Origin of the sequence: Plantactinospora sp. B6F1 (genome assembly GCF_040120695.1) — a bacterium.
Taxonomy (GTDB): domain Bacteria; phylum Actinomycetota; class Actinomycetes; order Mycobacteriales; family Micromonosporaceae; genus Plantactinospora.
In genome coordinates, this window is record NZ_JBEEAC010000086.1 from 1 (window position 1) to 1,486 (window position 1,486).

General features: G+C 67.5%; 1 protein-coding gene. It reads left to right on the forward strand.

Annotation, left to right across the window (positions count from 1 at the left end; translation table 11 throughout):
* Positions 1-86: 86 nt before the first annotated feature.
* Positions 87-1,486, forward strand: a 1,400-nt coding sequence (locus ABNF97_RS33875) for an IS701 family transposase (protein WP_502930593.1), incomplete at its 3' end; no start/stop codon positions are given.

The window sequence follows — 1,486 nt, forward strand, 5'->3', positions numbered from 1 at the left end:
TACGGCAGCCGCCATTGGCGGTCTGACCTCGTGGGATGTGGTGGGGGTGTGTAACGTGGACGCAGCCGCCTGTTGATCATGTGTTTGTGAGGACTACAGGATCGAAGGCGGCTGCTGCTGCCAGGGTAGCGGCTGGACAGGCGGTACGCGTACGGGGCCAGTTGTTGGAGCGGCTGCGGTCGTGTTTCGTCCGGACGCAGACGTGGCAGCACGCGGGCCGGTACGTGTCGGCGCTGGTCAGCCAGGTGCCGAAACGCAACGGGTGGACTATCGCCGAGCATGCTGGGGACGCCACGCCGGACCGTACGCAGCGGCTGCTGAACCGGGCGGTCTGGGACACGACGGCGGCGATGAGTCAGGTCCGGCGGTTTGCGGCCGCTGGTCTGGACGCGGCGGCGGACCGCGGACGGCGCCGTGGCCTCGTCATCGCGGCGTTGGACGAGACGGGTCAGCCCAAGCAGGGTAGGTCGACGTGCGGGGTGAAGCGGCAGTACATGGGGTGCGCGGGTCGAGTCGCGAACGGAATCAACACCGTGCACCTGTCCTACGTCCGGGAAAGGACCGGACACGCGTTGATCGGCGCACGCCAGTGGATCCCGGCCGAACACATCACCGACCCGCGGGTCTCGGCCGGTATGGGACTGCCGTCGGAGCTGGCGTTCCGCACCAAGGGCCAGTTGGCCATCGATATCTGCGCTGATGCGTACGTCGACGGTCTGGTGTTCGACTTCGCCTGCGGGGACGAGGTGTACGGCAACTGCACACAGTTGCGGGAGTTCTTCGAGTCCCACGGGCAGGCGTACGTGCTGCGGGTCGCCTCCAGCTTCGTGATCGGCCTGCCCTCCGGTGACAAGCTGACCTGCGCGAAGGCCGTCAAACGGCTGGCCAAGAGTAAACGTCGGTGGGAAGTCCGCTCGGCCGGCACCGGGTCGAAAGGACAGCGCTGGTACGCCTGGGCATGGATCGCCACCGCCTCGCCCCGCCATCATCTGCTGATCCGCCGACATCTACGCAGCGGTGAGCTGGCCTTCCACTACTGCTACGTGCCTGAGGGGCAGCCCCTGACCAAGACAAGACTCATCCGCGCCGCCGGGCTGCGCTGGCCGGTCGAGGAAGACTTCAGGTTCAGCAAGGACAGCTTCGGCCTGGATCAGTGCCAGGCCCGGCTCTACACCGCGATCCAGCGTCACACCGTGCTGGTCATCGCCGCCCTCGCGGTCTGCGCGGTCACCGCCGCCCACCTCGCCGACCGCACCGACACCCAGGCTCCACCACCGAGCACACCCGACCAGCCCCCACCACCCGAGCCCGGAATGATCCCGCTGACCATCCCCGAGGTCAAACGACTACTCGCCGACGCCCTCCAACACCCGAAACCGCCCGGCCACGACACACACTGGCTCAACTGGCGCCGCCGTCACCAGGCCCGTGCACGCTGGTTCCACCAACGTGCACGGCTGAACCGGGACTACGCCCTGGTCAACTA